Raw genomic sequence first — 25,065 nt, forward strand, 5'->3', positions numbered from 1 at the left:
ACCCTCCCTCCCGAGCCCACGAAAGTCGCTTGCGTGCCTGACGACCTGTACACGCGGTACATGGCCGCTTCCACCGCTCACCGCCGACACACCCGCACCTGCGCGCAGTGCACCACCGTTTTCCACTGCACGACCGGGACCCGGCTCTACGAGGTATTCAGCCGCCTTCAGGACGCCTACCTCACCCACCGCCGCAACGAGTGCGGAACGTGACCTCGATCGGGAGACCGAACGGCACATGGGCACTATCGGTCAGCCGGCGAACAATTTCTGGTTACGCGCGACGGATTCACGTCATGCGTTCCTGCGCGGGGCCACGGTTCCTACGATGATCCACCGCACCGCGTAGCTCAGAACACGCGCCGAATGAGGAATGTGAAGGTGAGGCATGGCCATGGGGTACACCCAGACCCGGTGCGGACTGCCGAGCGCAGTGACATCGTTCGTCGGCCGCAGCGCCGAACTGGGTCATGTGCGACGCCTGTTGAATGATGCCCGGCTGGTCACCCTCACCGGCCCTGGAGGGGTCGGCAAGAGCCGGATCGCCCTACGGGTCGCCAGTGACCTCGCCGCCGAGTACCCCGACGGTGTCTGCCTGGCGGAGCTTTCCGGACTGCACCAGGGTGACCTGCTCCCGCAGACCCTGGCGGACCTGCTCGGCATCCGCGACCTCGGGTCCGGCGATCCACTCGACGCCGTCGTGGCCCACCTTCGCGGCCGCCGCATGCTGCTGGTGCTGGACACCTGCGAGCATCTGGTGGATTCCTGCGCGCTGCTCGCCGACCTGGTCCTGCGGGAGACCCCCGACGTACGGCTGCTCGCGACGAGCCGTCAGCCGCTGGACGTCCCCGGTGAGCACACCGTCGCCGTCCCGCCCCTGAACGTCGAGTCCGGGGACGCCGCCGAGCTGTTCGCCCAGCGTGCCGCGGCCGTCGTCCCCGGATTCCAGGTCACCGACGACAACCGCGACGACGTCCGGGCGCTCTGTCGTCGGCTCGACGGCATTCCGCTCGCCATCGAGCTCGCGACCGTGCGACTGCGCGCGATCCCGCTGGAGCAGCTCGCCGCCCGCCTGGAGGACCGATTCCGCGTCCTGACCGGTGGCCGCCGCACGGCACTGCCCCGCCATCAGACGTTACGCACCACCATCGGCTGGAGTCACGAACTCTGCTCCCCGGAGGAGCGGTTGGTGTGGTCAAGGCTGTCGGTCTTCGCCGGCACCTTCGACCTGACCGCCGCGGAGCGGGTGACCGCGGGCGGCGACATCTACGAGGAGGAGGTCGTCGAGCACTTGATCAGCCTGGTCGACAAGTCGATCGTGCTGCGCGTGGACGACCCCTCCGGCTCGGGAACCCGATACCGGCTGCTGGACACGATGCGGGAATACGGCGCGGAGTGGCTGGAACGCATCGACGAGGAGGACACCACCCGCGACCGCCACCTCGCCCACTACACCGACCTGGCCGCCCACTTCCACCGCGCCGCCTACACCGACCGCCAAGTGGACCTGGTGCGCGCGCTGGCCCGCGACTGGGCGAATGTGCGTACGGCACTGGAACGCTCCCACGACCGCGGTCACGCCGCTCCGGTCGACGCGCTGCGACTGACACTCGGTCTCGTCCCGTACTGGCTGTGCACCTCCCGCTTCAGCGAGGCCCGGCTGTGGCTGGAGCGCGGCCTGGAACTGGTCACCGACCCGGTGCCGGAACGCGCCGAAGCCCTGGCCCACTACGCCCACTTCTCCTTCGTACAAGGTGACCGCACGGTCGGTGAGGAGGCGAACCAGCAGTCGCTCGACCTGGCGAACGGGCTCGGTGACGACCGGCTCCGCGGCTATGCCCTGCAAGTCGTCGGCCTCGGTCACATGCTGGCCGGACAGGACGTCACGGCCGACGCCCACTACGCCGAAGCCCGCGAGCTGCTGCTGTCCAGCGGCTATGAACTCGGGATCGGCTTCGTCCACATGCACGACGCGATGATCGCCGGCTTCACGGGAGACTCCCGGCGGGCGCTGGCCGCCGAGCGTGCCTACCAGGAAGCGTTCGGCTCCACCGGAGAGTCCTTCTACCGCTCCTTCATCCAGGAGTTCATCGGACTCGCCCTGTGGGTGGAGGGCAGGCACGCCGAATGCGGCCCCGTCATCCGGCGGGCCATCCGCCTCAAAGCCGGCCAGGACGAGGCGGACGGCATCGCCACGTGCCTGGAGATCCTCGCCTGGGAAGCCGCGGCCACCAACCGGCCGGTGCGGGCGGCCTGGCTGCTGGGCGCGGCCGACGCCTACTTCCGCGCCGGAGACGTCGTCCTGATGTGGTCCCGGCCCAGCCTGGCCCAGACGCACGAGCAGATCATGGGGCAGGTCAGCGGCCAGCTCGGCCAGGCGCGGTTCAGTGAGCTCTTCCGCCAGGGGGCGGAACTCGACGAGGACCTGGCGGTCGCCCTCGCCGCCGAGGACGCCGAGGAGCCCACACCCGAACAGCCGGCCGGGCCCGGCGCTGCCACCGGCGTGGACACACTGACCAAGCGCGAGCGCGAGGTCGCCGAGCTCATCACCAAGGGGATGTCCAATCGCGAGATCGCCGAGCAGCTCGTCATCTCCAAACGCACCGCCGATTCCCATGTCGAGCACATCCTCGACAAACTGGCGGTCTCGCGGCGCGGCCAGATCGCCGCCGTCCTGCACGCCGCGCCCGCCGGCTCTCCCGGACGCCCCGCGGACGATTCACCTCCCGCCGCTCTCGCTCCGAACAACCCTTAGTGTCCATTCCTGCGGTGGCGGGTCGATCCCGAGGACCGGCAGACACTCGGCGACAGCGACGAGTTCGATGTCGTCCCGCCGCCGCTCGGCCCACTCCTCACGGGTCAGCCGCCAGCATCTGATCTGCGCCCGCTCGCCCCGCCGGCTGTCCCAGGAGACACCGTTCGGCGCGTATCCCAGAGCCTCGGACACCCGGTTCGACGCGTGATTGTCGACGAACGCGTCACTGCTCGCCTCACTGGCCCCCAGCCCCTCGAAGGCCAGATGCAGCACCGCTCGGCGCATCTCCTTCCCGAACCCGGCGCCGCGTAGATCGGGGCTGAGCCAGGAGAAGGTGGTGACCGTTCCGAACCTGTCGAAGTCGACGCCGATCAGATCCTGCATGCCCACCGGCACCCCGTCGACGACCACGACGAAGTAGAGACGCCAGGAGTCGGCACTGACCCGGCCCCGGCCGGACCATATCCCCCGCAGCCAGCGCCACTCGCGTTCCGGGCTGTCCTCGTACAGGGACATCGGATCGTCGAACGGCCAGGGAGGGCCCGTGGCCACCCCCTTGCGCACCGTCGGTACCAGGCGTTCCAGGAGCTCGTCGGTCGCTCCCAGCAGGGACAGCCGAGGCGTGTGCACCTGCACGTTCAACGGGGGATACGCGGACAGCGGCGTAGCGGGCGTCGGCATGGAGGCAACCCTAGAAGCGAGCCATCACCCCGTGCATCACCATTTCCGCCCGGACCGGAGCACGCCGCACCTACCATGGCGGCATGGCCGTCGACCTCTTCGCAGGCATCCCAGTCAACGACTACGCGGCGGCGCTGGCCTGGTACGAACAACTGCTCGGCTCCCCGCCGACGTTCGTCGCGAGCGACACTGAGGCCGTATGGGAACTCGCGGAACACCGGTCCATCGCCGTCGAACAGCGGCCCGAGCACGCCGGCCACGCCCTGCACACCATCTTCGTCGACGACTTCGACGCTCACGTCGCCCTCATCGCCGATCGGGGACTGGAGCCCACGCGGCGCGAGACCTATCCGAACGGCGTGCGCAAGGCCCTGTACCACGACCCGGACGGAAACGAGATCGGCTTCGGCGGCGCTCCGCTGTGACCCGACCGGCTTCCTGATGGCCACCGGGGGCGGGAAGCGGCAGCCGCCGCCTCCCGCCCCGGCCCGTGACGTCGTTCTCGTTCGGCGGCAGGTCAGCGCTCCAGGTCGCCGCGCATCTCGACGAAGAGCTTCCCCGCCTCGGCGAGCGTGCTGTCCTCGAAGAGCGCGACGGCCGCCGTGCCCTCGTCGGCCCAGCCGCAGATGACGTTGCCGTCCTCGCTCAGCGAGGCGAGCAGGCACTCCACCGAGCCGCCGAGCGGTCCCGGCTCCACCGGCTGAGCCTGGGGGTTGCCCAGCTCCGGGTCCCACTGGATGTACTCGAGCATGCCCCGGAACAGGTGCTCACGACGCTCGTTGGTGTCCTCGGGCACATGATCGACGCCTTCGAACAGCACCGGCTTGCCCTGCCCGCCCGGGTCCCCGTAGTTGCCGGTGACCAGTGTCATGCCGTCCCGCATCTCGCCCGGGTCGACAGGGATGTCCGTCAGGGCTCCGTCCCCCGTCAGCTTGTCCAGGCCGCCCGCTGTGGGAGCGTCCACCAGGGTGCGCGGACCGCTCCGCTCCGCCGTGGGCGTCGGCGAGGCGGGTTCGGAGGCCTGCCCGCTCGGGGATGCGATGGGAAGCCCCGCTTCGTCCTCCCGGCAGCCGCTGACCGTCAGCATCGCCAGCACCGCCACGGCCGTCAGGCCCGCTCTCGCCGCAGACGTTCTCTTCATGACATCCCCCCGATATTCCTTCGCCCGGTGTCTCCCGCCGCTTCGTGCGGCAGGTGGTGATCAGTGATCAGTGACGAGTGGTGCCGGCCGGACGGTTCCCGCCCCGGGCAGAAGGATCCGTGGACTTCCGCAGTCCCGACGGCCGCTCAGAACACCCACCGGGTATGGCTGAAGACCCCGTTGTCCCGCCCGAAGCCGTACGCCGTGATCGGGGCCACCGCGTACACCACGTCGTCCCCCTTCCGGAACGCGTCCCCGATCCCGTGGAAGGTGCCTTCGGGCGAGGTGATGTGCGGCCCGTACTTCGCCTCGAACGCGGCGATCACCTCCTCCAGCAGTGCCGGATCCGTGACCGGCTCCGCCCTGCCCTCGACCACCAGGTCGAGCCCTTCGGTGAGCGAGTTCCCGCCGGTGGTCAGGGCGCAGTGGGCATCATGAGCGAGGTTCCTCGCCTTCTGTTCACCCCGGCCGGTGGAGAAGTACGCCGCACCGCCGTGCCAGGCGGCGATCACGGGTGTGACGTGCAGCCGCCCGTCGGGCCGCACCGTGGACACCCAGAAGATCTCCGCGGTCTCCAGCTGCCGTCGGGCCTCGGCCCACTCGGTGGCGGTGACCTCCGCGGCACCCGGGCGGGGATTGAGCGCGGAGCTGTAGCGGGCGTCGAGCTCGGCCGTGGGTTGGTTCTCGGATCCCTGTGTCGGCATGACGGATCTCCTTTCTCACCCCCTCCTAACCACCGGCGGTCCGGGCCGAAACCCTCACCGCACCCGTTCGTGTCCCCTGCCCGCCCGATCACCCGTGATGGCGGGGGCGCGCGGGCGGCTGGTGGGTGCGGGTGCGGAAGGCGAAGGCCGCGAGAGCGGTGGCGGTCATGACGGTCAGCCAGACCGCGCTGTGGATCAGCGGACTCAAGGTGGCGTTCCGGGTGAAGCCCGCGGCCAGGCTCGTCTGGAGGGAGCCGTAGCTCGGCAGCAGCTCGACCAGGGCCTTGTCGGCGGTGGTGCTGGCGACGGGATTCTGCGGCGCCAGGTCGATGATGCTGGTCATGATGATCGTGACCAGTCCTTCGACCTCGCCGTGCAGGAAGAGGGCCAGGCACATGCCCATGGCCCCGTAGACCAGGCAGACCGTCAGCACCGCGATGCCGAGGAGGAAGGGCTGGAGGGGAGTCCAGAACAGCAGCATCCATGCGGTGGCGTAGGTGCTGACCAGCACGGAGGCGACCAGGAGCGTGGTGAGCTTGGCGCCGATGAGGGCGGTCCGGGGGTAGCCGGCCGCGGTGAGGCGACGGTCGAAGGCCCTGGTGCGGCGTGCGGCGCTGAACATCAGGAAGCCCACCAGGAGGGACACGGCGTTCAGGGAGCCGCTGATCATCGTGATCTCGTCCCCTCCGGCGCGCAGCCAGGTTCCGGTGGCGCGCAGCCGGAAGGGAAACGTCTTCGGCGTGGTGAGGGTTTTCGCCACGGTGATCCACATCGGGATGAAGACGATCAGGAGGACGGTGGCCAGCCGGTTCTTCGCGATGGCCAGCAGGGCGTAGCGGCAAGCCACCAGATAGGCGCTCATGCGGTGTCCGCCGAGGGTGAGGGCCCGAGGAGGCCGTCGCGCAGCTGGTGGAGGACATCCAGGCGTTCGGTGTCGTGGGCGAGGTGGGAGACGATGATCACGGTGCGGCCGCGTCCTTTCAGCTCCTGGGCGAGGTCCCAGAACCGCAGGTAGGTTTCCCAGTCGAAGCCCTGGTACGGCTCGTCGAGCAGCACGACGTCCGGGTCGTGCATCAGGGCGAGGACCAGGTTCAGCTTCTGAAGGGTGCCGCCGCTGAGGACCTTCACCGGTGCGTCCAGATAGCCGGTCGCGGAGAGGGCGTCGATCAGCCGGAGCGCGCGGCCGGGGCTCGGGAGGCGGTAGGCGACCTGGAAGAGCCGCAGATGCTGGCGCACGGTCAGCTCCTCGTCCAGTACCGGGTGCTGCGGGCAGTAGCCCCGCGTGCCCACCAGGTCGACGCGTCCGTCGTCGGGGCGCAGGTCGCCGCTGAGGACGCGCAGCAGGGTGGTCTTCCCGGCGCCGTTCTCCCCGACGATGCCCACCAGCTGACCCGCCCGTGCCTCGAAGCTGACCCCGCGCAGAACCTGCCGGGACCCGAAGCCCTTGTGGACCGCCTCGACGCGCAGCACCACCGCCGGTCGCTGCCTCACGTCCGGGGCCGGGCGCCGGCGTGGCCGACGGCTCGGACGACGTGCGCGCCTACGGCACACGGACACCGGAGGGGCGGCCGGCCCTCGTCAGGGGCGACGGGCAGCGGGCTCGAACTGGCCACGAGGGCTCCTCGAGGGCGGTGGGGTGCAGGTTCCGACCAGCCAACGACGCACGGGCCTGTTGAGACACGTCAGGCCGGTGCCTTCGTTCGCTGCTTGCGGGCCGCCATCACCGCGTAGACCAGCACGCCCGCGAGCAGGAACAGCACGCCCTGGTAGACGGCCGCGTATCCGGCGCCCGCGACCAGCCACAGCGAGAACCCGGCCGCGACCGAGGCGATCACGGCGTCGCGTACCAGCCGTGCGCGGTCGACGCGGTCGCGGTGCCCGGAGAGGAGGTGGAAGAGCTGTGCGGCGGTGGCCAGCAGGTACGGCACGGTCGCGGTGAACGTGGTGACGAGGACCAGGATCTCGAACACCTTCGCCGAGCCGGAGGTGTAGTTGTAGACGGTCAGCAGTGAGGCGAGGACGACGGTGACGCCGACGCCGACCGTGGGCACCCCGCGCCGCCTGCGCGCGAACGCGGCGGGGAACAGCCCGTCCTTCGCCGCCGCGTACGGGGTCTGCGCGCTGAGCAGCGTCCAGCCGTTGAGGCAGCCGGTCATCGACACGAGCGCGGCGAGCGCCACGGCCCAGCCGCCCCAGGCGCCGCCGAACATGGCGTTGACGGCGTCCGAGAAGGGCGCGCTGGAGTCGACCAGCCTGTCGTGGGCGACCGTGCCGAAGACGGAGAGTGTGCCCAGCAGGTAGACGAGGGCCGCGCCCGCGGTGCCGATGACGGTGGCGCGTCCCACGGTCCGCCGAGGATCCTTGACCTCGCCCGCGCTGACGGCGGCGGACTCCACGCCGAGGTAGGAGAAGAGCAGGATGGCGGCCGAGGCGGACACCGCGCCGATCGCGCTGCCGTCTCCGGCGTGGAAGGGGCCGAGGTTGTCCGGGTCGAAGAAGAACAGCCCGCCGACGGCGACGAGCAGCAGCGGCGCGAACTTCAGCACGGTGGACACCAGCTGTACGGCGCCGACGTACCGGGTGCCGGCGAAGTTGGCGAGCGCGGGCAGCCACTGCAGGACGAGGGCGGCGAGGCAGGCGGTCCAGCGGTGGTCGTTCACCGGGATCAGGACGTCGAGGTAGCCGACGGCGGCGACGGCGAGGGCCGCGTTGGACACCCAGGTGGTGATCCAGTACGCCCAGGCGGCGAGGAAGCCGGCGAAGTCGCCGAAGGCCTCACGGGCGTAGACGTACGGGCCGCCGGTGCGCGGGTCCCGTTCGGCGAGCCGGCCGAAGACCAGGGCGAGGGCGATGGCGCCGACGGTCAGGACACCGAAGGCGAGCAGGCTGATCGTGCCGTACGGGGCGACGGAGGCCGGGAGCAGGAAGATGCCGCCGCCGATGATGTTGCCCATGACCAGGGCGGTGGCGACGGGCAGCCCGAAGCGGCGGGCGTGCCGGCCGGGGTGACCGGTGGTGGTGTCGGCGGGGGCCGCGGGGGTCTCCTGCGGGGCCGGAGCCGGTGGGGGGACGGTTCCGGTGACGTGCATGGGGTGGTGCGCCTCTCTTCGAACTGCTGCCCGGGATCGCCGGGACGGCGCCCATGGTCGGGCATGGCCCGGGGCCGCTCCAAATCAGACGCTTTTGTCCTGCCCTGACCCGTCCCGCACCGTAAAAGGTGCGCTGTCGCGGGCCCGGAACCGGGAATCGTTCGGCGGCGATGCGGGCCTGGGCGTTCTCGGCTCCGTCGCCGTGAGAGGGTGGCGGCCGGAGGCATAGGTGAAGAGCCCTGACATGACCCGCGGTGCCCGCCTGGCCGCCCACGGTGCCGTGTCCACGTCACTGGCGCTGTGCGGTGATCGCCAACTGCGCGAACGCGTGGAGGCCGCGACACCGATCGGTTCCGGCATCGGCGGGAAGACAGTACTGCTGGACGTCGACGGGACCCCGGTCTTCGTCAAGCAGATACGCCTGACCGATCCGGAGCGACGGCCGGAGAACGTCCACTCCACGGCCAATCTTTTCGACCTGCCGGACTTCTGCCACTACGGCGTCGGCAGCATCGGCGGCCCGGGGTTCGGAGCCTGGCGGGAGCTGGCCGTGCACTCCATGACGACGAACTGGGTGATCGCCGGGGACTACGAGGGTTTCCCCCTGATGTACCACTGGCGGGTGCTCCCCGATGGTGGCCGGCCACTTCCCGAGGAACTGGCCGATGTGGAACGCGCTGTCGCCTACTGGGGAGGCGGAGCGGAGGTGCGCGGCCGGATCGAGGCCCTCCAGCGGTCCTCGGCCAGTCTCACGCTGTTCCTGGAGTACGTCCCCCAGAACCTGCACGACTGGTTGGGCGCCCGGACCGGCGACGGTGACCAGGTGGTTGAGCGGGCCTGCGCCATGGTGGACGACGAACTGAAAGCCGGCGTCTCGTTCATGAACGCTCGCGGACTGCTGCACTTCGACGCCCACTTCGAGAACATCCTGACCGACGGCCGGCGGCTCTTCTTCGCCGACTACGGCCTGGCGATCTCCTCCCGCTTCGAACTCGCACAGGACGAGGCCGACTTCTTCGACCGGCACCGCGCCTACGACCAGTGCTACACCGTCACGCACCTGGTGAACTGGCTGGCCGTCGCTCTGTACGGGCACGAACCGGAAGAACGCCAAGCGTTCGTGCGTACCTGCGCCCAAGGGGTGATCCCGGGAGAGATCCCGCCGGCGGTCGCGGCGATCCTCGTCCGTTACGCGCCGGTCGCCGCGGTGATGGGGGACTTCTACAGCCGATTCCGGCAGGAGAGTCGGATGACTCCCTTCCCTATCGCGTACAGATCACCGTGACGAGGGCGAAGGACGCGTAGAACTGGCCTGCGGAGAGGCCGGCGAACCAGCGGCGGCCCCGCTCCTGGTCGACGTAGTTCTCATCGATGGCCCGCTGCATGTTGCGGCCCAGTCCCAGCATGTGGTCGGCGTCCTGGAAGTCCCGGAACACCGGCGTGGTCGTGTCCACGGTCCGGACGAGGAAGCCGGCTCGGTCGGCGAGGCGGGCGAGACTGCGCCCGATGGTGGCATGACGGACGGCCCTGTCCGTGGTGTAGCGGGTGAATGCCCTGCTGGTCTCGAGATCTTCGGCGTCGACAACCAGCGTGTCCCAGTCCGGCTCGACGAGACCGATCACTGCTCCCGGCCGGGTGACGTGATGCAGTTGCGCGAGTGCTCCGGCAGGCTCGGCGACATGCATGAGGACCCGGTCGATCTTGGCCCGATCAACCGAACCCGCAGCGACGGGCAGAGCGTGGACGTCACCCTCCCGGATCTCCACCACGGGCCGTCCACGGGTGCGCTCCCGGGCCTTCGCCAGCATCGCAGGGTCCCGGTCGACGCCGATCACAGCGCCCGTCTCGCCAACCCGCTCCGCGAGCGCCAAGAGATCCGTCCCCGGTCCGCATCCCGCATCCAGCACCGTCTGGCCGGGAGCGATGTCCAGCAGATCCACCAGCTGCTGCTTGTACGTGCGGCCGGCGCCGTCCGCGGCGGCGCGCAGCATGTAGGCAGCCTGGTCCGGTCGGGTGACACCAAGTGACGTCGACATACCCGCCATCCAAGCAGGTTGATCCGCTCGGGGACCGGTCATCCGGGGACGGTGTTCGCCGCCCGGGTCGTGGGGCCCGGGCGGCGTGCTTGTCACCTCAGCTGGAAGACGAGGATGCTTCCGGGGTTCTGGAGCGTGGTCGTGGGGGCGCCGTTGGGGTCGCGTACGAGTCCTTCGGCGTCGGTGGCGACGTAGACGGACTTGCCGTCGGGGCTGAGCGCGATGTCGCGGTAGCGGTTCTGCGCCGTCCACAGCTTGGTGCTCTCGGCGACCCTCTTCTTGTCGTCGGTCAGCTTGAGCCGGTAGACCGAGCCGTCCTTGAGGGTCGTCATGAGCAGCGAGTCACGGAACTGGGGGATGCCGCCCGTCTCCGGGTAGTACGTGACGCTGGAGTTGGCCAGGGACGGCCAGCAGATGAAGACGAGTTCACCGCACTTGGGATCGGCGAAGTTGTGGTCGCTGCCGACCGTGCCGAAGGTGCGAATGGGCGGGGTGAAGGTGCCCCTCCAGTCGGTCTCCTTCTGCTGGGGCACGGACTCGGGAACCTCGAGGTCGCTGTAGGTGAGGTCGGCGCACGGGGTGGGGGCGGACGCGGACCACTGGTGGTAGGCGTAGGCCTTGTCGTCGCGGTAGCCGGCCACGTAGGGCCAGCCGTAGTTGGCGCCCTTCGTCAGGACGTTGACCTCGTCGTCGGTCTTGGGTCCCTGGTCGCTGTTGTAGAGCGTGCCGTCGGTGCCGAAGTCCAGGCCCTGGGCGTTGCGGAAGCCGTAGGCCCACACGTGGCTGCGGACGCCGTCGAGGACGGGGTTGTCGGCGGGGATCGAGCCGTCCTCCGCGTTCAGCCGCAGCGTCTTGCCGCGGTAGGCGATCCAGTCCTTGGCCTTGATCTGCTCCTCGGTGGGCAGCACCTGTGCGCGGTTGGGCTCGCAGTAGTGCTGGAGCTGGTTGGCGCCCTGGTCGCCGATCGTGTAGTAGAGCTTGCCGTCGGGGCCGAAGCGCAGCCGGGCGCTCTGGTGGTCGGTGCCGGAGGCGAGGCCGGCGATCAGGTTCTTCGGCTTGCCCAGGGTGCCGGTCCTGCTGTCGTAGGTGTAGCGGTCGATGCGCAGCCGCTGGTCGACCTCGGCTTCCGAGGGGTTCGAGTCGTACGTGTAGGAGACGTAGACGTAGTCGCGTCCCTTCTTCTTCAGCAGGTCGGGGTGGAGGGCGAGGCCCAGCACGCCGTCCTGGCCGCCCTCGGTGTGCCAGGCCTTCTCGGTCAGGTCGAGTGCGGTGCTCTTGGCGCCGGTCCGCGGATTGACGCGGGTGATCTTCTTTCCGCTCTTCTCGGTCGCCCACAGGAAGCCGTCGGGGCCCCAGACGATCTCGTAGGGATTGTCGAGGCCGGTGGTGACAACCCGCTTGGTGAAGCCGTCCAGGGAAGCGCTGTCGGTGCCGGTGCCGGAGACGTCGCCGCCGGTGGGGCCGCCGGCGGTTGCCGGGAAGACGCCTGCCTGCGTGATGCCGAGAACCAGAGCCGCCGGGACGGCGGCCAGCGCGATGCGTATTCGACCCATGAGTGCTCCTTCTCGGGTTCCCCCTCCGGTCAGCATCACCTGACGTGTCCGCCACGTCGCCGCGCGTATCCGCCAGGCGGGTGACGGACCCGACGAGCCCGCCGATGCCTTCGACCCCGCCGCACTTCCGGCCCGGCCGCTCAGGGGCGGTGGTGCCGCCGGCTGTCGTCGAGGAGTGGTTCCCGCGTGCGGAACGTGCGGCGATAGGTGTCCGGGGGCAGGCCGACCGTGCGGTTGAAGTGCCTGCGCAGCGTCGTGGCGGTGCCCATGCCGGTGGCCGCCGCGACGGCGTCGACGCTGTCGTCGGTGGTCTCCAGCAACTCCTGGGCGCGCCGGATCCGTTGGGTGAGCAGCCACCGCAACGGGGTGGTGCCGGTCGCGGCCCTGAAGTGGCGGCCCAGGTGGCGCGAGCTCATCCGCGCCCTGCGGGCCAGGTCTTCCACCGTCAGCGGCTGATCGAGCCGTTCGAGCACCCAGGGGAGCAGTTCGGCGAGGGGGTGATGGTCCGGGGCAGGCATCGGGGCGGTGACGAACTGGGCCTGCCCGCCGTCCCGGTGGGGCGGCACGACGAGGCGGCGGGCCACCGCGTTGGCGGTCGCCGAGCCCCGGTCGAGGCGAATGAGGTGCAGGCACAGGTCCATGGCGGCGGCCTTGCCGGCGGAGGTGAGCACGCTGCCGTTGTCCACGTAGAGAACGTCCGGGTCCACGTCGACCTTCGGATGGCGGTCGGCCAGGGCCCGGGTGTGCGCCCAGTGCGTGGTCGCACGCCGGCCGTCCAGCAGGCCGGCGGAGGCCAGCACGAAGGCGCCCGTGCACAGGGAGACCACGCGTGCGCCCGCCTCGTGGGCCGCGCGCACCGCGTCGACCAGGTCGGCGGGCGGGGCCTCGTCGATGTCGGCCCAGCCCGGGACGATCACGGTGTCGGCATGGGGGAGCCGGTCGAGTCCGTGATCGGGCTCGATCACGAACCGGCCGGCCCGCACCGGACCCGGCCCGCATACGACGAGGGAGTACCAGGGACCACCCGTCACGCCGTCCGGGGCGGAGCCGAAGACCTCGAATGCCAGGGCCAGTTCGAAGTGGAGCATCCCGTCGGTGACGGCCAGCGCGACAGTGTCCATGTCTGGAAGTGTACGGGTCATGTCGTTCCCGACACTCGTGCGCGCCCGTCGCCGCCGCCAGGATGGTCGCGACGGAGCCGAACGGATCATTCGAGCGAGGGAAGCATCCATGACGACGGGGCCCAGGGTCGCGGTGTACGGCGCATACGGACACACCGGCCGGTTCGTGGTGGCGGAGCTGCGGGAGCGCGGGTTCCTCCCGGTGCTCTCCGGTCGCGACGCCGACAAGCTGAAGGCACTGGCGTACGAAACCGGATTGGAGGCCCACCCGGCGTCGGTCGACGACCCGGCCGCGCTCGACCGGACGCTGACCGGCGCGGCGGCCGTGATCAACTGCGCCGGGCCCTTCGCCACGACGGCCGCCCCGGTGATCGAGGCGGCCCTGCGGGCCGGGATCCCGTACGTGGACGTGGCTGCCGAGATCGAGGCCAACGCCGACACCTTCGCGCACTTCACCGACCGGGCACGAGAGGCCGGAGCGGTGGTCGTTCCCGCGATGGCCTTCTACGGCGGCCTCGGTGACCTGCTGATCACCACCGCGATGGGCGACTGGACGGCGGCCGACGAGGCGCACATCGCCTACGGGCTGAGCGGTTGGCACCCCACCGCCGGGACGCGTGCCGCGGGCGCGGTCTCCCGGCAGCGGCGGGACGGCCGGAGCGTCCGCTACCGGAACGGACGGCTGGAGTACCACCAGGACGACCTGCCCACCCTGGAATGGCCCTTCCCCGCCCCGATGGGCCCCCGGGACGTCATCGGAGAGTTCACCATGGCTGACGTCGTCACCGTTCCCAGCCACCTCTCCATCCCCGAAGTGCGCACCTACATGGCGGTCGAGGCGGCCCGGGACATCGCCGCCCCGGACACGCCGGCACCGGCCGCGGCCGACGAGCGCGGACGGTCCGGGCAGACCTTTCTCGTCGACGCGGTCGTGCGTTCCGGCACCCGTGAACGGCGTGCCGTGGCCAGGGGCCGGGACATCTACGCCGTCACCGCGCCGCTCGCGGTGGAAGCGCTCGACCGCATCCTCACGGGACGGACCAGGACGACCGGGGTCGCCTCCGCCGGCGAGATCTTCGACGCGCCCGACTTCCTCCGCGCGCTGGCCCCGCACATCGCCCTGGAACCGCGCCCGTAGCGAGCAGGCCACTCACGGGGGTTGCCGTACTCACCGGAGGTGCGGGCCAGGCGGTCAGCCCCGAGCGTGAGCCTGGTCGGGTGTTCCCCCGGTCGGCCACGCACGGTCGTCCACCGTCAGAAAGGGCTCGCCCACCACGGTCGTCGGCGTCGCCCCGGTGAACGCCACGATGTCCCGATGCAGATGGGACTGGTCGCAGTAGCCGCCGTCCGCCGCGACGCGCGCCGCGCGTTCACCCGCGACCACGCGGTGCACCGCGTGGTCGAAGCGGACCAGCTTCGCGGCGCGTTTGGGCGGCATGCCGATGTGCGACTGGAACCGGGACCACAGACGCTTGCGGCTCCATCCGAGTTCGGCCCCCAGGTGGTCGACCCGGACGAGGCCCCTGGAGGCGAGGATCCGGTTCCAGGCCCACGCCACCGCCGGATCCACCCGCGACCGCGGCTCGCATCGGCGGGCGAGCATCAGGTCCGTGAACGCGAAGCGGTCCTCCCACGAGGGGAGCTCGGCCAGTCGCTCACGCATGCGTGACGCCTCCCGGCCCCACAGGTCGTCGAGGGAGACCATGGCACCGGACAGATCGGCCGGAGAGACGCCCAGAACCGTGCCCGCGATCACTGGAGACAGGCGCACCTGCACGCACTCGGCGCTCTCACCCCACGCCCGGACCCCGCCTCCGGAGCCGAACCCGGGCCCGGCGACGAGACTTCCCCGCTGCCGCCGCCCGGCGCCGTCGTCCACGACGGGCGCGCTCGCCCCGAACTCCAGGACCAGCATCACGGCCGGGTGCGGGACCACCCGCAGGCCGCCGGCGAGCGGGCCCGGGACCCGGAAACCGGCCATGTTCACACCAGCCACCCGGCTGGGCCGCTGCGGACGTGCGACGTCCCACACAGCGGGATCGTCACGTTCACTCGTGGTGGACCCCATCACCCCATGCTACGGGGGCCAGGAGAGGGAACATTTGTCCAAGCCGTGGGCGTCCGCGGGAGGCGACAGTGGGCCCATGACTCCTCCCGACAGGCACCCGCTCATGAGCGGAGACGCCGACGCCACCGATGAATCGATCCTCCCCTTGGAGCACGGCGACATCTACGTTCGCCAGGACGGTCCTCGAGACGCCCCCGCGCTGCTCCTCATCCACGGATCCGCCACCTCGAGCCGTTCGTGGGACGCGCTGGTTCCGCTGCTGACCACCTCCCATCGCGTCATCCGGATCGACCTGCCCGGGCACGGCCGCTCGGCCGAACCGGTCGGCCGCGGCTACGAAACCTCCGCCCAGGCACGCACGCTCGGCACGGCACTGGACCGGCTCGGCGTCGAGCACGTCACGGCCGTCGGCCATTCCAGCGGCGGCTATGCCGCCACCGCTCTCGCCGAGCAACGGCCCGACCTGGTGACCGCGCTCGTACTCATCAACACCGGCCCCGGCATGGACGCCTTCATCGCCCCGGACACCACCGCGATCGACCCCGCGCGGTGGCCACCGTCCGACGAGCTGATCCGCCAGTTCGCGAGCACCGGATTCCGCGCGGGCTTCCAGGTCCCGCAAGAACTCGTCGACGAACTCCGCGCCATGACCCCTCACGCGATCGCGGCGGCGATGCGGGCGTCCACCGCCTATCTGAACCAGCGGGCACTCCCGGCTCGGCTGACGGCACTCGACAGGCCACTACTGGTGATCTTCGGCGACCAGGACCGCAGATGGCGGCCCTCGTCCGCGGCCGACTACCGCGTCGTTCCCGGCGCGAGGGTCGAGATGCTGCCCGGCGCCGGACACACCCCCATTCTGGAGGAACCGCAGCGGACCGCCGCACTTCTCCTGGCCTTCACCGAGAGCCACACCACGCGACGGTGACCGGCGGAGTTCAGTGCAGGGTGAGCGGGGTCGCGGAGACGCCGGCCGTTCGCGAGCCGCACGGCGTCGCGGGTCACGGCCGTCACCTTCGCGTCGGAGCCGTCGACGACCGTCACACCGAGCCGGGCCGGCCGCTTCGCCACCGAGCGCCGGCCCCGTGAGTGCAGGTACGGGCCGAGCACGCCGCCGCAGACCAGGGTCACCGTGCGGCCGGCCTCCGCGAGCTCGGCGGCGGTCTCGATGCCGGTGGGACCGGCGCCGACCACCGTCACCCGGGCTGGCGCGGGCGTGTCGTCGAGGGCCGACCGCAGCCGCCGGGCCTCCTCCAACGTGGAGAGCGGATAGGCGAATTCGGCCGCCCCCGGCACACTCGGCTCGGCGCTGCCGCTGCCCACGGCGTAGATCAGGTAGTCGTAGTCGAGCGTGCCGCCGGCCGCCAGTGTCACGCCGCGTCCGGCCGCGTCGATCCGGGTCACGGTGTCGACCACCAGCCGGACGCCGGCGGCGAGGACGTCCTGGTAGGCGACGATCGCGTCGTCGGACCCGCCCACCTTGAGTGCGTCCCACGAGTTCGCGACTCTGGGACAGCGCGGGTGGGGCAGGTCACCTCACGGGGCTCGGGTGGAGCTGGGACGGACAGGAATCGGTCAGTCTGCGCGCGGTGTGCCGAACTCCTCGATCAGCACGGGATACTGCTCCCTGCCGTGGCCGGCGGCGATCGAGCGGTCGGCCATCGCCTTGAACAGCTTCGGCAGTTCGGCGTTGATCCCCACCGCCTCACTCTCCTCGATCAGGTGCTCCATCGCCCGCGCGTCGGTCTCCAGGGCCGACACCTCGGCGGGGAAGGAGCCGCTGTCGATCTGCGCCGCGTACCCGGGCAGCCATTCGGCCACACCGGTCGCGATCCGCCGCGCGAACGGCGCATACGTGGCGGCGTCCACGCCGGCCGTCCGGAGCAGGGCGGTGCCCTGGAGCCAGGCGTTCAGGACGCTCCACATCATGGCCAGGCCGGCCACGTCGTACAGGGACGCCAGCCCGTGGTCCGCACCGAGGTAGGTGACGGTGCCCAGCGCGTCGAGGGCTGACTTGTGCGCCTCGAAGTCCGCCTGCTGACCGCTGTGCAGGAGCACCGCCTCGGCGGTACCGATGGCCGGCGGGACGGCCATGATGGCGCCGTCCAGGTACCGGGCGCCGCGCTGCTCGGCCCATCGGGCGGCTTCCCGGGCCTGGGCCGATGAGCCCGAGGTCAGGTTGATCAGCATCGTGCCGTCCAGTTCGACGTCGCCCTCGTCGAACAGTTCCCGCACGGCCTGGTAGTCGGTGACGCAGATGATGGTCAGGGACCCCGCCTTCAGCGCGTCGCCGACCGTCGGCGCCGGCCGTGCGCCCTCGGCCACCAACCGGTCGGCCTTGGAAGGCGTACGGTTCCACACGGTGGTGGGGTGTCCGGCCTTCAGGAACGCGCCGGCGAGGGCCTGGCCCATCAGCCCAAGTCCGATGACTGTCACGGGTGTTCCGGTTTCGTTGTTCATGGCAGCATCGTCAACGTTGATACCGGTCTGAAGGTCAAGAGGGGTTTCGATGCGGATCGGGGAACTGAGCCGTCGTACGGGCGTCCATACCCATCAGCTGCGCTACTACGAGGCTCAGGGACTGCTGGAGGCGGACCGCGGCGCGAACGGATACCGCGAGTACGACGAGAGCGCCGTGCTGCGGGTGAAGCAGATCCGGCACCTGCTGAGTGCCGGTCTGTCCTCCGAGGACATCGCGTACCTGCTGCCCTGCGCGGTCGGAGAGGCCCCGGAGCTGCTCGGGTGCCCCGAGTTGCTGACCGCGATGCGGTCACGGCTGCGGCGACTGGACGAACAGATGGACCGGCTCGCTCAGTCCCGCGCCGCTCTCGCCGACTACATCGACGCGGCCGAGCGCATGGGCTACGAGAGCTATCCGCCCTTCGACGATGCCGACGCCGAGCCTGTCCCCGCCTGAGCACCCGGCGCGGGTCAGGATCGACGTCTCAGGACCTGCGCAGCAGCCACTGCCCGAACGTCCGACGCGGCGGCCGCACCACCACCGTGCCGTGGGTCTTCTGGCCGACCAGTTCCACGCGCAGGATGGTCGGGGTGTCCGAGGGTGTCCCGGCGGAGCGTTGTCTGAGCTTGCAGTGGACCAGGGTCAGACCGTCGACATCGACCTCGATGCCCGGCCTCGTGACCAGCGTGAGGCTTTTCCCCGCCATGGCCACGTCGATGCGCAGGGTGTCCTGTGTGATCACGGCCTCGGTGAAGTCGAGCGTCACGTCGCACCACGTCACCTCGAGCTCCAGCCGCCGCGGCAGCACCCAGCGGCCCGTCCGCTCGACCGCGCCACTGAACACCTGCGCGATCCGGACGACGTCCTTGACCTCGGCCGGGGTACCGTCCCGGGCGGTGGACACGGCCGGCAGATCCGCGGTGAGCACGGCCAGTTCACTCAGGGTCCGCGCCGACAGGGCGGCTTCCAGGCGCTCGTCCAACTCGTCCGCGGTCAGCAGACCGTCCCCCGCCGCGATGCGCAGCACATCCACCGCCCGGTCCCGGTCCGCGTGAGAGGCTCGCGGCTCGGGCGACGAGCCGGGCGCGGAGCGCTTCCCGGTGGGTGAAATCTCTCCCGACATGCTTCCGTCCTGGTCCTGTCGAATGTCTCAGCGCCACGCGGGCAGCGACGCGAGGAGAAGACTAGCGCTATATCGCGACACGGGTGCCATCATGCCGGGGCTCGGGCGCGACAACAACCGCGCCCTGGAAGCCAGTCGGCGCGAGATCAGGGTCCCGCGGGATCCACGACGGTGGGCGAGGCGGGGTTCGGGATGCTCCCCGCGGGGGCGTACTGGGCGGCCTGCGCGGCGAACATCGCGGCGTAACGGCCTTTGGCGGCCATGAGTTCGTCATGGGTTCCGTGCTCGGTGAGGTGTCCTTGGTTGAGGACGTAGATGCGGTCGGCGTGGCGGACGCCCGACATCCGGTGGGTGACGAGGACGACGGCCCGGTTCGGGGCGGCGAGTCGGCGGATGCGGTCGAAGGCCTCGATCTCGGCTTCGGGGTCTAGGGCGGAGGTGGGCTCGTCGACGATGAGGACGCCGTCGGCCCGAGATGTCGAGCTGCGCCAGTGGGTACGGGCCAGACCCATCTTCTGCCATTCGCCGCCGGACAGTTCGATCGCGCCGCGGAACACGCGGGCCAGCAGGCTCCGCAGTCCGTCGGGGAGTTTGGCGACGACGGGGCCGGCGCCGGCGTAGTCCACCGACGACCGCAGGTCCTGAAGTGAGGCGTCGTGTTCGGGGCGGCCGATACGGATGTTCATGGCGGCCGTCACCGGCCAGCGCTGGAAGTCCTGGGTGAGCAGGCAGACGCGTTCGAAGACCTGGGACCGGTCGAGGTCGCGGACGTCCGCGCCGCCCCACCGCAGCGTGCCGTCCTGGGGTAGCAGCAGTCCCGAGAGGACCTTCATCAGGGTGCTTTTGCCCGAGCCGTTCTCGCCGACGACGGCGGTGACCGACCCCATGGGCAGCGTGAGCGTCACCTGGTCCAGAGCGGGGGTGTCACGGTCGGGGTAGCGGTAGGTGACGCGATCGAGGACGATCTCCTCGATCGTGTCGGGGACCGGTGCGCCGCCCTCCGGGATGGCCCGCCGCGCCGCTTGCTCCAGGAAGCGTCCGTGGTCACGGACGTACAGGGACTCCTCGTGCAGCTGGTTCACGTTCATCACCAGCGCGCCCAGACTCGCCGAACCGGTCCGCACCGCGATCACCGCGGTTCCGGCGACGGCCAGACTCATGTGCCCGCCGATGATCAGCCAGAACATGGCGCCGTACGTCGCCGCCATCGCCAGGCCGGACAGCGCGGCGGCGACCCACTCGGTGAGGGCCTTGCTGGAGGCCAGCCGCTCCTGCTCCGCCTCGGCGCTCTCGGCCATCCGCCGGTACCGGCCGAGGAGGAAGGCGCCGACGGCGTGGACGCGCACCTCCTGGGCGGCGCTGCGCTCGGTGAGCAGGTTGCCGATGAGACGGCTGGCCCGGAGGTGCTCGATCCAGCTCATCACCGACACGTACCGCTCCTGCGCCACGCGCATGGCGCCCCAGCCGCGCGGGGCGGCGATCAGGATCAGCATGGGCAGCAGGGCCGGGTGCAGCACCGTGAGCACGCCGGCCGTGGTGAGCAGCGAGATGACGCCGTTCAGCGCGGCGACGCAGGCCCCGATCATGCGGCGGGCGGAGGCCGGCCCGTACTGGGCGATGTCGACGAGCCGGCGGAAGTCGGGGTCGTCGATGGCTTCCAGTTCGACCGAGGCGGCGGCGGCCAGGTACTGGGTGGTCGCGATCCGTTCGACGACGGGTTCCAGGCGCCCGGCCCGGGAGGTGGACCAGGCGGCGAGGGCGGAATTGACGACGGCGACGGCGCCGGCGGCGATCAGACCGGGCAGCAGGGCGTGCAGGCGTTCCGTCGCACTGCCGGTGCCGCCCAGCAGGGCGTGCATGACGGCGTTCACGGCGAGCAGGCCGACGGCCGCGGCGATGCCCTGCCCGAGCTCGCTGACCGCCACCGCGACGAGCGCTCGGCGGTCGGCGGTCCAAGCCATCCGCAGTGTCGCGCCGACCAGTGCCGGCATGGAACGCAGCGCGGACACCATGGTCAGGTCGAGAGTGGCGTGCTCGTGTTGGGACCAGCCCATGTCGTAGCGCAAGGGGCCGCCGAACAGTTCCCGTTCGGCGTCGGAGACCTGGGGTTCGGCCATCCGCACGCGTCCGAAGAACCTCTTCATCGGTCGCCGCCCCAACTGGGCGGTTCCCCCCGGGAGGCGAACCGCGCGGGCAGCCGGTCGAGGCAGATGTGTCGTCCGTTCTCGTAGGAGCGGGTGGGTTGTCGGGTGAGGGTGAATGGGGGGTGGCGGGTGAACTCCTGGAGTACGTGGGTGAGTTCGGTCCGGGCGAGGTGGGCGCCGAGGCAGTAGTGGATGCCGTGGCCGAAGGTGAGATGGTGGTTGGTGCCGCGGTCGAGGCGGAAGGTGTCGGGGTCGGGGAACACACCCGGGTCGCGGTTGGCGGCGCCGGTCAGCAGGATCACTCGGGCGCCGGCCGGGATCTCTGTGCCGCTGAGGACGGTCGGGCGGGTGGTGACACGGGTGCCGTGGTCGACGGGTGTCCACAGCCGGAGTGTTTCGTCCACGGCGGCCGGGACGAGGTCGGGATCGCGCCTGAGTTCGGTCTGGAGTTCGGGCCGGGAGCCCAGTTGCCACAGCAGGTGGGCCAGGGTGTTCATGGTCGTCTCGTGGCCGGCGATGGCGTACGCGACGAGCATGACGTGCAGGTCCTCGTCCCTTACGGGCCGCCCGTTGAACGGTGTGCGCACGAGGGCGCTGAGGTGGTCGTCGCCGGGCCGCCGGCGCGCCCGGCGGATTTCGTGGTCGAACAGTTCGGTGAAGGCGGGCCAGAAGCCCGCGGGCCCGTTGTCCGTGGCCATGCGGGCCCAGGTGTTGCTGGTGAGTTCCCGGATGCTGCGCTGGGCGTGTTCGGTGAAGCCGACCGCGAGTCCCACGGCGGCCAGCGGCAGCGGCACCGCCAGCTCGGCGATCAGGTCGCCGTGGCCGCGTTCGGTGATCGGCGTGATGTGCCGGCGGACCAAGTCGGCGAGCGCGCTGTGCAGTTGGCGGACCCGGGAACGCTGGAGGGGCGGTTTCATCGCGGTGCGGAAGTGGGTCTGCTCGGGCGGGTCGTATTCCAGCGGGGCGAAGCGGGGGGTGCCGGGGGCACGGGGGAAGAAGACGCCGGAGGCGGAGCTGAACGTTCGGTGGTCGGCCAGCGCGGCGCGGACGTCGTGGTAGCGGGAGACGATCCAGGTGCCGCCGTGGGCCCGGGAGCGGGTGACGGGCGTGGAGGTGCGGATCGCCCGGTGCACGTCCACGGCGAGGTCCGGGCTCAGCTGCGGGTCGTGGGCGTCGAAGTCGGCTGTCAGACGGGCCAGGTGGGAGCGGCGGGGCGCGTCTCGGTCGGGCGTGGCGTCGGGGGCGCCCGGTGCGGTCCGCGTCATGGGTGGCCTCCGGGCGCGGTGCTGGGGTCGTGGGTTTCGTCGCTGATCCAGCGGACCATCCGCCGCAGTGGTTCGGTCGCGTCCTGCGGGAGGTCGGGGCGGTAGTCGGTCGCCCGTCCGAGCGGCACCAGGCGCTGCACGCCGTGGAAGGGGGCCAGGTCGCGCAGCCGTTCCTTGAGGCTGTCGGGGTAGACGCCGAGGGTCTGGGTGGACGTGTCCATGGCGGAGAGGGCCTGCTCGGCGTCGTCGACCGGGACCACGTTGGCGACGCGCCCGGACAGCGCGGTGTGGAAGGGCACGGTGTCCGTGGTGCGGGAGAGGACCACGGCGCCTTCGTCGGCTCTGCCGCCGATCACCTGGTACCAGGGGCCGCCGGTGGCGCGCAGGGCGCGCAGCTGTTCGCGCAGGGCGGGGTCGAAGTGCCGGGCCGGGGTGCTGCGGTGGGCGGGGAGCGCCTGGATCTCCGTGTGCAGCAGCTCCGCCCATTCCTCGGCCCGTTTCAGTCCCGCCGCGTGCGTGCCGGTGACCACGTGCACGACACGGGCGTTGAAGCAGGCCAGCTGGTTCAGTTCGCCGACGTCGGCGGCGGCCAGTCTGGCGGTGCGGGCCATGGCCGCGGTGTGGGTGAAGCCCTCGGGGCCGATCACCGTGCCGCTGGATTTGGGGTCGAGAGCGACGAGGTCGAGGCCGGGGCGGATGTAGCGGGTGATGTGCCGCATCGCCGCCATGCCGCCCCAGGCGATGATCTTGTCCAGGTTGCGGGGCTGGTAGAGGGCCTGCTCGAAGCCTTCGGCACCGCCCTTCCAGTAGGCCACCGCCAGGTGCCGGGCGAGCGGGTGGTCGGGCGCGGCGTCGGCCAGCGTGCGGGCGATCGCGACCGCTGTGAGGGGGTCGTTCGACGGTGTCTTGATGATGGCGTCGGAGCGGGTGAGCGCGTTGCGGATGACGGTGAGCGCGGCGATCATCGGGTGGTTGCCGGCGATGACGTGGACCGTCCGCGCCCCGACGGCGCGGACCTCCGCGCGGCGTCCGCCGCGGCCGGGCACGGGGGCCCATCCGTCGAGGAACCGCGTGCCGATGGTGTGTTCCGCCACGTCGTGCAGTGCCTGAGGGGTGAACAGCTCGGGCAGGCCCTCGTAGGCGGCGCGCAGGACCGGTTCGGTCATGTCGGACCAGGCGGCGGCGGTGTGCAGCGCCTCGCGCAGCAGCGGATTGGCCGCAAGCGTCAGTCGCGGGCCGAGCGCGGCGAGTTGGTCGATGATCTCGGAGGTGCTCAGGCCGTGCAGTTCCCGCAGGCCGCCCGGGTCACGCAGGACCAGACGGGGCAGGAGGGCGGCCGGGTCGGGGGCGTGGAAGGCGGGGCGCCCGGGACGGCCCCCGAAGGGGACGAGCGGGCCGGTGACGGTGGTTCCCCGCACATAGGCCGGTACGGTCAGGGATTCGGTGGTGGTGTCGGGCGGAAGGGTGGGCGCGGTCATGGGGCGCTTCCTCGCGGGTCGGCGGAGTCACAGGGCGGCGTCGGCGAGATAGTCCAGGGCGTCGTCGAGAGCGTCCGCGGTGGCCGCGCACGTGATCTTGTCGTCGTCCTCGAACCGGGAGATGCCGGGTTCCACCCGAGGTGTGGTGCGGCCGCACGGGCAGGGATCGTAGGACACCGCGACGTGGTCGCCGGTGACGAAGCCGCCCCAGTAGACGTCCGCGGTGAGGTCGAAGAAGGCCGCCCTGCCGCGTACGGTGCCCTGCCGGGGGAGCGGCCCGCCGGTGCCCGGGTCCAGTACGTACGGGACGATCCACGGTTCGACGTGGTAGGCACCCGCGGGACAGACCAGGCTCAGCATGATCAGTTCCACCATGGCGTAGCACAGCCGTACCGACGGCACTCCGGCGAACCGGGCCACCTGGGCGGCCCAGTCCTGTGGCAGTACCGAGCCTTTGGTGCCCCCGCCGGGCATGACGACGGAGTCGGGGGCGAACACGTTGTCGAGGCCCTGGTCCAGGCCCGCCCGGGCCCATTGGTAGGAGGTCTCCCACAGGCTGAGCGAGACGATGCGCTCGCCCCGCAGCCGTTCGGCGAGGTCGGCGGTGAACCGGCGCATGGCCCGGGGTGCCGAGCGGCGGGCGGCCAGGTAGTGGTCCCGCTGTTCACGCAGGGCCGGGGGGATCTCGGCCTGGCCCGGGCGTTTGCCGGCCGCCTGGACGCGGGCGGCGAGGAGCATCAGGTCGGCACTGAGGTGGCCGGGGTCCAGGGTGTGGAAGTGGTCGGGGCTGTGGCGGGCGAGTTGCTCGGACATGGCCGTGGCGTGCCGGGCGATGCCGCTGCGGCCACTGCGGTGGGAGGGCCACACGACGTGGACCGGCTCGTCCGGGTCGGTGCCCGGTGGCACGGTGTCCCGCCGCACCATCTCGTACAGCAGGGCGTACTGCTCCGCCGTGTGCGGCACGAAGGACATGGTGCCCGAGGTGCCGGAGGAATGGGCCAGGCGCAGCCGGGTGCTGTCGTCGACGAGGGTCAGCCAGGCGTCGACGCTGTCGCAGCCGGCCGTGTCGAGGCCGCCGAGGTCGACGGTGGTGAGCTGTGAGATCCAGCGGGTGAGCTGGTCGAACCGGCCCTGGGACAGCAGTGAGGCCGGGTAGGACTTGTAGACGGTGTGGGGCAGGAGCAGCACGGCCGCGTCGTCGAGTGTGCCGATGTGGTCCAGGTGCTGTTCACGGGCGAGCGCGCCGACCACCGGCAGGCGGTCCGCCAGTTCGGTGAAGCGCAGCCGCAGCGCCGCGAGCTGAAGCGCGGTCAGGTCGGGCGCGGGCAGCCGGTGCATGGCGTCGCGGTCACCGCCGAACCAGCGCAGCGGGTCGTCGGCGAACCGCCGCACGTCGTCGCCGGGGTGGCGAGGGGGCCGGGGGCGCGCAGGTGTGGTGGTCATCGG

Annotated in this window: 23 protein-coding genes and 1 pseudogene; 7 read left to right on the forward strand and 17 right to left on the reverse strand. The window is 71.0% G+C overall.

Going from position 1 to position 25,065, the window contains the following annotated elements; all coding sequences use genetic code 11:
* Window positions 1–33 precede the first annotated feature (33 nt).
* The gene (locus ACZ470_RS17885; protein ID WP_468428216.1) at window positions 34–213 is read left to right on the forward strand and encodes a hypothetical protein; all 180 of its coding nucleotides are present in this window, start codon (window positions 34–36) and stop codon (window positions 211–213) included.
* A 181-nt stretch (window positions 214–394) separates the two neighbouring features.
* Window positions 395–2,755, forward strand: a complete 2,361-nt coding sequence (locus tag ACZ470_RS17890; protein ID WP_468428218.1) for an ATP-binding protein — start codon at window positions 395–397, stop codon at window positions 2,753–2,755.
* On the opposite strand, the gene ACZ470_RS17895 is transcribed toward ACZ470_RS17890, so the two are convergent.
* Window positions 2,720–3,436: a GNAT family N-acetyltransferase gene (locus ACZ470_RS17895; protein ID WP_468428219.1), complete on the reverse strand. Its 717-nt coding sequence runs from the start codon at window positions 3,434–3,436 to the stop codon at window positions 2,720–2,722. The genes ACZ470_RS17890 and ACZ470_RS17895 overlap by 36 nt on opposite strands.
* Before the next feature lie 83 nt (window positions 3,437–3,519).
* Here ACZ470_RS17895 and ACZ470_RS17900 point away from each other — a divergent pair, with 83 nt between their 5' ends.
* Window positions 3,520–3,861, forward strand: coding sequence for a VOC family protein (locus ACZ470_RS17900; protein WP_468428221.1), 342 nt, complete (start codon window positions 3,520–3,522; stop codon window positions 3,859–3,861).
* Between the two features lie 92 nt (window positions 3,862–3,953).
* Here ACZ470_RS17900 and ACZ470_RS17905 read toward each other — a convergent pair whose 3' ends face one another.
* The 5 genes from ACZ470_RS17905 to ACZ470_RS17925 all read right to left on the reverse strand — a co-directional run bounded on the left by ACZ470_RS17905 (window position 3,954) and on the right by ACZ470_RS17925 (window position 8,370).
* Window positions 3,954–4,577, reverse strand: a complete 624-nt coding sequence (locus ACZ470_RS17905) for a hypothetical protein (protein ID WP_468428223.1) — start codon at window positions 4,575–4,577, stop codon at window positions 3,954–3,956.
* A gap of 146 nt (window positions 4,578–4,723) precedes the next feature.
* Window positions 4,724–5,281 (reverse strand): pyridoxamine 5'-phosphate oxidase family protein, encoded by a 558-nt coding sequence (locus ACZ470_RS17910; protein ID WP_468428224.1) that lies wholly within the window; start codon window positions 5,279–5,281, stop codon window positions 4,724–4,726.
* An 88-nt stretch (window positions 5,282–5,369) separates the two neighbouring features.
* On the reverse strand, window positions 5,370–6,143 hold the full coding sequence (locus tag ACZ470_RS17915) for a hypothetical protein (protein ID WP_468428226.1): 774 nt from the start codon (window positions 6,141–6,143) through the stop codon (window positions 5,370–5,372).
* Complete coding sequence (locus tag ACZ470_RS17920) at window positions 6,140–6,754, reverse strand: ABC transporter ATP-binding protein (protein ID WP_468428644.1); 615 nt, start codon at window positions 6,752–6,754, stop codon at window positions 6,140–6,142. Before ACZ470_RS17920 ends, ACZ470_RS17915 begins: the two co-directional genes overlap by 4 nt.
* 209 nt (window positions 6,755–6,963) lie before the next feature.
* Entirely contained in the window at window positions 6,964–8,370 is a 1,407-nt protein-coding gene (locus ACZ470_RS17925; protein WP_468428227.1) for an amino acid permease, read from the reverse strand.
* A gap of 244 nt (window positions 8,371–8,614) precedes the next feature.
* Here ACZ470_RS17925 and ACZ470_RS17930 point away from each other — a divergent pair, with 244 nt between their 5' ends.
* Window positions 8,615–9,655 carry a protein kinase family protein gene (locus ACZ470_RS17930; RefSeq protein ID WP_468428229.1) on the forward strand — a complete coding sequence of 347 codons (1,041 nt, stop codon included), beginning with the start codon at window positions 8,615–8,617 and terminating at the stop codon, window positions 9,653–9,655.
* On the opposite strand, the gene ACZ470_RS17935 is transcribed toward ACZ470_RS17930, so the two are convergent.
* From ACZ470_RS17935 to ACZ470_RS17945, 3 genes are all read right to left on the reverse strand, one after another.
* Window positions 9,633–10,406 (reverse strand): methyltransferase domain-containing protein, encoded by a 774-nt coding sequence (locus ACZ470_RS17935; protein ID WP_468428230.1) that lies wholly within the window; start codon window positions 10,404–10,406, stop codon window positions 9,633–9,635. The genes ACZ470_RS17930 and ACZ470_RS17935 overlap by 23 nt on opposite strands.
* 92 nt (window positions 10,407–10,498) lie before the next feature.
* Window positions 10,499–11,959, reverse strand: a complete 1,461-nt coding sequence (locus ACZ470_RS17940) for a glucose/sorbosone family PQQ-dependent dehydrogenase (protein ID WP_468428232.1) — start codon at window positions 11,957–11,959, stop codon at window positions 10,499–10,501.
* A gap of 140 nt (window positions 11,960–12,099) precedes the next feature.
* Complete coding sequence (locus tag ACZ470_RS17945; RefSeq protein ID WP_468428233.1) at window positions 12,100–13,080, reverse strand: helix-turn-helix domain-containing protein; 981 nt, start codon at window positions 13,078–13,080, stop codon at window positions 12,100–12,102.
* A 109-nt stretch (window positions 13,081–13,189) separates the two neighbouring features.
* Here ACZ470_RS17945 and ACZ470_RS17950 point away from each other — a divergent pair, with 109 nt between their 5' ends.
* Complete coding sequence (locus tag ACZ470_RS17950; protein ID WP_468428235.1) at window positions 13,190–14,218, forward strand: saccharopine dehydrogenase family protein; 1,029 nt, start codon at window positions 13,190–13,192, stop codon at window positions 14,216–14,218.
* Window positions 14,219–14,272: 54 nt separating this feature from the next.
* Here ACZ470_RS17950 and ACZ470_RS17955 read toward each other — a convergent pair whose 3' ends face one another.
* Window positions 14,273–15,061 carry a helix-turn-helix domain-containing protein gene (locus ACZ470_RS17955; RefSeq protein ID WP_468428646.1) on the reverse strand — a complete coding sequence of 263 codons (789 nt, stop codon included), beginning with the start codon at window positions 15,059–15,061 and terminating at the stop codon, window positions 14,273–14,275.
* Window positions 15,062–15,224: 163 nt separating this feature from the next.
* On the opposite strand from ACZ470_RS17955, the gene ACZ470_RS17960 reads away from it, so the two are divergent.
* Window positions 15,225–16,076, forward strand: coding sequence for an alpha/beta fold hydrolase (locus tag ACZ470_RS17960; RefSeq protein WP_468428236.1), 852 nt, complete (start codon window positions 15,225–15,227; stop codon window positions 16,074–16,076).
* 32 nt (window positions 16,077–16,108) lie between these two features.
* Here ACZ470_RS17960 and ACZ470_RS17965 read toward each other — a convergent pair.
* Together ACZ470_RS17965 and ACZ470_RS17970 are read right to left on the reverse strand one after the other, a co-directional pair.
* A pseudogene (locus tag ACZ470_RS17965) lies at window positions 16,109–16,627 on the reverse strand (FAD-dependent oxidoreductase); the annotation flags it as partial.
* A 96-nt stretch (window positions 16,628–16,723) separates the two neighbouring features.
* Entirely contained in the window at window positions 16,724–17,608 is an 885-nt protein-coding gene (locus ACZ470_RS17970; RefSeq protein ID WP_468428238.1) for an NAD(P)-dependent oxidoreductase, read from the reverse strand.
* A gap of 49 nt (window positions 17,609–17,657) precedes the next feature.
* On the opposite strand from ACZ470_RS17970, the gene ACZ470_RS17975 reads away from it, so the two are divergent.
* Window positions 17,658–18,065, forward strand: a complete 408-nt coding sequence (locus ACZ470_RS17975) for a MerR family transcriptional regulator (RefSeq protein ID WP_468428240.1) — start codon at window positions 17,658–17,660, stop codon at window positions 18,063–18,065.
* 28 nt (window positions 18,066–18,093) lie between these two features.
* On the opposite strand, the gene ACZ470_RS17980 is transcribed toward ACZ470_RS17975, so the two are convergent.
* From ACZ470_RS17980 to ACZ470_RS18000, 5 genes are all read right to left on the reverse strand, one after another.
* The gene (locus ACZ470_RS17980; protein ID WP_468428242.1) at window positions 18,094–18,732 is read right to left on the reverse strand and encodes a DUF1707 SHOCT-like domain-containing protein; all 639 of its coding nucleotides are present in this window, start codon (window positions 18,730–18,732) and stop codon (window positions 18,094–18,096) included.
* Window positions 18,733–18,878: 146 nt separating this feature from the next.
* Entirely contained in the window at window positions 18,879–20,876 is a 1,998-nt protein-coding gene (locus tag ACZ470_RS17985) for an ABC transporter ATP-binding protein (RefSeq protein WP_468428244.1), read from the reverse strand.
* Window positions 20,873–22,141, reverse strand: a complete 1,269-nt coding sequence (locus tag ACZ470_RS17990; RefSeq protein WP_468428246.1) for a cytochrome P450 — start codon at window positions 22,139–22,141, stop codon at window positions 20,873–20,875. The genes ACZ470_RS17985 and ACZ470_RS17990 overlap by 4 nt, the downstream gene beginning before the upstream one ends.
* A complete protein-coding gene (locus ACZ470_RS17995) occupies window positions 22,138–23,619 on the reverse strand; it encodes an acyl-CoA reductase (RefSeq protein WP_468428248.1) in 1,482 nt (493 codons plus the stop codon). Before ACZ470_RS17995 ends, ACZ470_RS17990 begins: the two co-directional genes overlap by 4 nt.
* A 27-nt stretch (window positions 23,620–23,646) precedes the next feature.
* Window positions 23,647–25,062 (reverse strand): hypothetical protein, encoded by a 1,416-nt coding sequence (locus tag ACZ470_RS18000; RefSeq protein ID WP_468428249.1) that lies wholly within the window; start codon window positions 25,060–25,062, stop codon window positions 23,647–23,649.
* Window positions 25,063–25,065: the final 3 nt, after the last annotated feature.

The organism is Streptomyces sp. NPDC031111 (assembly GCF_055570675.1).